This is a genomic window from Pseudomonas sp. P5_A2_2, assembly GCF_054177685.1.
The window spans coordinates 1-4,601 of sequence record NZ_JBGCUL010000339.1 but is presented as its reverse complement, the minus strand read 5'-3'; the positions used below and the strand labels follow the sequence as shown (position 1 = coordinate 4,601).

Below are 4,601 nucleotides of genomic sequence, written 5' to 3'. Positions count from 1 at the left end.
TGCCGGGCAAGATCGCGGACCTTGTCGTACTCACTGTCGGTGAAGATCACCGAAGCGCCTTGACGCACCGCAAACAAGGTAGCCACGCCTTCGCCACAACCGACATCCAGCAAAGTGTCGTCGGCGGTAATGGCAAACCCTTTGAGCAATTCGCCGCTGTCGCCGAGAAACCAGCCGTCGAGCAGAGCATCGTACAAACCGATATCCCTGGGCGAGACCCGCGTTTCTGGTGGGGCGACCTCTACCGATGCGGGCCGCAACTTCGCAAGCAGGCGCCGAATCATGTGCTCGACGCTTGTGCGCAGTTTGCTTCACGCCGTTCCAGCAACTGCTCGAACACCGCCTTCAGGCGCTGCTCGGCAACGGCCTGGCTGCAGAATCCCTGCAGGCTGCGCACGGCATGGGCCGACATCCGTTGATAGCGCTCGACGTCCTGTCTGGCGACGTCATGGCTGGCGGAAAAGGCCGTACACAGCGAGTCCCAATCCGTGATGTAACGCAGGGTACGATACGCTGCTCGAGGATCGTGGGGCCAGGATGTCAGTTCGTCGGTGCCTTCGACGATAAACGCGTTGTCACGGTCGATGTAGTCGGCCATGGCGGTGTTCAGCGGCGCAATCGCCGGCTTGCCGCAGGACATGAATTCCATCAACGGCAGGCACTGCCCTTCGCCGTAGGAACAATTGACGACGTAACTGGTGGCCTCGACCAGGCGCTCATAGTCGATGTCGGACAGATAGCCGTGGATCAGCACGATACGGCACTGATAGGACTGATTCTTGTAGACGTGGTGCAGCATGTCGTTCAGTGCGTTGGCGATGTCATGGTGCGTAAGCTTGAGCACCAGGGTCGCGTCGGGCGTGTCGCGAAAGGCGGTGCAGAACGCACTGATCATGTCCTTCCAGTTCTTGCGTCCGTCGTAGGGATTGAACACTGAGGTGTAGACCACGCCCTCGAGCAACAGCTCACAGTCGCGCGGCGGCTGGTCGAAGGCAATCGGCGTGCCTTCGCGCAAACGTTCGGGGCCGTAGGGGCGCAAGTCCGTGGTGCGACTGTCGATCAATAGCCCGCGCMGGTTCAGGCGCGTAGGGCCCACGACCGGACGCTTGTCCAGAAGCTCGCCACGGGCGGCAAAACGGTCCCAGACGGGCGCCGCAATCGCGCTGATCGGGTAATCGGGGCCCATCACATCGCGCACGGCATTCACGGTAAAACTGGAGTGGGTGATCGCCGTCCCGCTGGCGCCCAGCACCGTCCGCCAGTCATGCCGCGGTTCGCCCTGCCAGCTCTCGGTGGGAATGGTGCTGAACTCCCAGGCGAACACCGAAATCGTCGGGCACGCGTAGTGGACCGGCGTGCGATGCGGCGGAGAAAACGACAGGAACACACAGTCTTCGCCCCGGCTCAGGCAATCGAAATACAGCCGATCGACTAACTCGTCCGGGTTGCTGACCTCGATCACCTGCCCCAGCCGTTCGAGCACCGGGCGGAATTCCTTGAGGACGAAGTAATAGCTGTACTCGGGCCGCCCCAGGTTCTGCTGGATGTTGCTCTTGTTGGTTTCCGAATGAATGATGATCAGCACGATGCAGTCCCCGTTTCGGCAACCAGCGGCACGACGTCACGGCCAGGTTCCTGTTTGAAGAACAGCGCCAGTCGCTGCTGCACCGGGGCGAAGCTGCAGTACTGGTGCATGCGTTCGCTGGCCGCGTCCGCCATGTCCTGCCAGGTGCCCGGCTGGTTCTTTGCCATCGCGTAGCTGTTCTCATAAGCCACTTTCAACGACCCCCAGTCCGGACGGTGGCGCAAAGTGCGGTACAGGATGCGCGCGTCTTCCGGCCAGATCGTTGGCTCCTGGCTGGACTTGACGACGAAGGCCACACGCTCGTCGATGTAGTCGCGCATCGCCGTGTGGTTCGGGGCGATGACCGGCCGCGCGCAGGACATGAACTCCATCAGCGGCAGGCACAGGCCTTCGCAGCGTGAAGCGTTGACGTAGTAACTCGCCGCGCCATAGAGCCGTGCGAACTGCTCGTCCTGCAGATAACCGTGCATGACCACCACGCGACAGGCGAAGGGCGAGAGCTGGGACAGCAAGGTGATGAGCTCGACGTAATAGGTCGACAGGTCGTTCTGGGTCATCTTCAACACGAGCGTGGCGTCTTGCACATCACGCAGCGCCCAGCAGAACGCCGTGATCAGGTAGTGCCAGTTCTTGCGCCCGTCATCGGGGTTGAACACGCTCACGTAGATGACGCCATCGACCTCGATTTCGACCGTTTGGCTGGTGTCGGGGAAAGCCGCTTGTGGATGCTCGTCCGGCGCGGAGGCTTCGCTGACGACAGGTTCATCCGCCACAGGGGCTTCGCTGATGGCAAGTTCATCCGGCACGGAGGCTGCGCTGATGGCAGCTTCATCCGGCACGAAGGCTGCGCTGATGACGGGTTCGATCGGCAACGGCTGAGGTTTCCGAAACCTGGCCAGCCATGGGCGAACGGCATCCGGCACCAGATCGCGAACGGCTTCGCGATACCACAACAGCAGGTAATGTCTGGTTATGAACAAGCGTCGACGCAGGGTCAACGGCGGCACAGGAGGTTCAGGTTCAGGCTCGATTTCGGGTTCAGGTTCAGGTTCAGGTTCAGGTTCAGGTTCGACGATTTCCTGCGGCGGTTGCTCGATGATCGGCGCGATCAAACCATCGGCGGACAACCCCATCGAGCGACTGTCCAGGATGCAACCCTTGATCTGCAACGTGGCGCCCGTGTTCACCGGCGTACCGGGATATTGCTGGCGAATGTCGGCGAAGCGCTCCCACAAAGGCGTCGGCAAAACCAGCACCGGGAAGTCGTCGCCCAGGGTCCGGCGGATGGCTTCGGCGGTGTGGGTGGACAAGGTGATCACCCGTCCCAGACGTGCCAGTGTCTGGCTCCAGTCTTGACGCGGATCGTTGTCCCAGTGCTCGGCGGGAATGGTGTCGAATTCCCAGGCGACCACGCACACCATCGGGCATTGCAAGTCGCTGGGAGTCTTGTGCGGTGGCGCGAACGAAATGAACAGGCAGTCCTGACCGGCCTGCTGCAACTGCCGATACAGCGGATCGACCTCGGCGGCCGATGACACCACATGCACCGGCCCGAGGCTTTCAAAGAGCGGTCGATACGCCTTGAGCACGAAGTAGTAACTGTATTCGGGACGACCGAGGCTCTGACTGATGGAGCTGTCGTTGACGTCGGAGTAAAGAATAAAATTCATGGCACCCCACGGTGACGCCGCCATTCCGGCAGCCTCACGCTATGACGGGGAGGACAGGGTTCGAGTCAGTGTTCACTGGCGCTCGTCCATTGTCTTGCTGCCCGTCTTCGTTCTTGTTTTAGTGGTCAGTTTCTCGCAGTTTCGAAGCGACGCTGCCGAACCCTGGATCATCGTGACGAGGGGCATTCTAAACACATCCATTGAGGGTTCGTGAACCGCCCGGCGAGAATAAATCAGGCTACGCCGAGGAGAACTGATCAGTCACTTTTGGACTTGTTGAAATTACCGAACAAATGGCACAGATTGGCTACCAAACAACTACAACAGACATTTCACCTGTCTTTCGAGCGATCATATCGACTCGTGAAACCTTTCCATGAAGACTGTGGAAACTGGATGAAATGCATGACCAAGGGGTCGCTRTTTGAAAAAGCGTCTGTTTGTCACGGGGTTGACCGGATTCGTAGGACAACACATCCAATCGCGTTTGCAGGCTGATGCCTCGGAATGGGAACTTCTGGTGGCTCCTTGCCGCTACGATCTCGCCGCGCCGGACAGCCTCGAAAGCTTGTGGCCGCAAATGCCCGATGCGGTGATCCACCTGGCCGGCCAGACTTTCGTCCCGGAGGCCTTTCGTGATCCGGCGCGCACCCTGAACATCAACCTGCTGGGCACCCTGAACCTGCTGCAAGCCCTCAAGGCGCGCGGCTTCACCGGCACGTTTCTGTACGTCAGCTCCGGTGATGTCTATGGCCAGGTCACCGAAGAGCATCTGCCCATCACTGAATTGCAGCCACCCTGCCCGCGCAATCCCTATGCCGTGAGCAAACTGTCGGCAGAATTCCTGAGTCTGCAATGGGGCATGAGCGAAGGCTGGCCGGTACTGGTCGCCCGCCCGTTCAACCACATCGGCAGCGGGCAGAAAGACAGCTTCGTCATTGCCAGCGCCGCCCGTCAGATCTGCCGGATCAAGCAAGGCCTGCAAGCACCACGACTGGAGGTCGGGGACATCGATGTCACGCGCGATTTCCTCGATGTCGCGGACGTGGTCTCGGCCTACCTGGCTTTGCTGGAGAAAGGCACACCGGGGCAGGTGTACAACATTTGCTCGGGGCGCGAGCAGAGCATTCGCAGTTTGATCGAGCAATTGGCAGATCTTGCCCAGGTCGACCTGCAACTGGTCCAGGACCCTGCGCGACTTCGCCGCGCGGATCAGCGTCGGGTGTGTGGCAGCCCTGCCAGGCTGGTCCAGACCACCGAATGGAAGCCTGAAATCACAACACAACAATCCCTGCGGGCGATCCTGTCCGACTGGGAGACGCGAGTACGACAAGAATGACTAAAAG

General features: G+C 60.3%; 3 protein-coding genes and 1 pseudogene. 1 reads left to right on the top strand and 3 read right to left on the bottom strand.

Going from position 1 to position 4,601, the window contains the following annotated elements; translation table 11 throughout:
• The 3 genes and pseudogenes from ACXRVY_RS17795 to ACXRVY_RS17785 form a co-directional block, all read right to left on the bottom strand.
• Positions 1-284, bottom strand: a pseudogene (locus tag ACXRVY_RS17795) (class I SAM-dependent methyltransferase); the annotation flags it as partial.
• A complete protein-coding gene (locus tag ACXRVY_RS17790) occupies positions 281-1,585 on the bottom strand; it encodes a glycosyltransferase (RefSeq protein WP_458237883.1) in 1,305 nt (434 codons plus the stop codon). The pseudogene ACXRVY_RS17795 and the gene ACXRVY_RS17790, both read right to left, overlap by 4 nt.
• Positions 1,579-3,255, bottom strand: a complete 1,677-nt coding sequence (locus ACXRVY_RS17785) for a glycosyltransferase (RefSeq protein WP_223462435.1) — start codon at positions 3,253-3,255, stop codon at positions 1,579-1,581. Before ACXRVY_RS17785 ends, ACXRVY_RS17790 begins: the two co-directional genes overlap by 7 nt.
• Positions 3,256-3,679: 424 nt before the next feature.
• On the opposite strand from ACXRVY_RS17785, the gene ACXRVY_RS17780 reads away from it, so the two are divergent.
• Positions 3,680-4,594: a GDP-mannose 4,6-dehydratase gene (locus ACXRVY_RS17780; RefSeq protein WP_223462436.1), complete on the top strand. Its 915-nt coding sequence runs from the start codon at positions 3,680-3,682 to the stop codon at positions 4,592-4,594.
• The last annotated feature ends 7 nt before the right edge of the window (positions 4,595-4,601 follow it).

Excerpts from the sequence above, each read along its gene's own strand:
- ACXRVY_RS17785 (WP_223462435.1), bottom strand. The coding sequence starts at position 3,255 with ATGAATTTTATTCTTTACTCCGACGTCAACGACAGCTCCATCAGTCAG.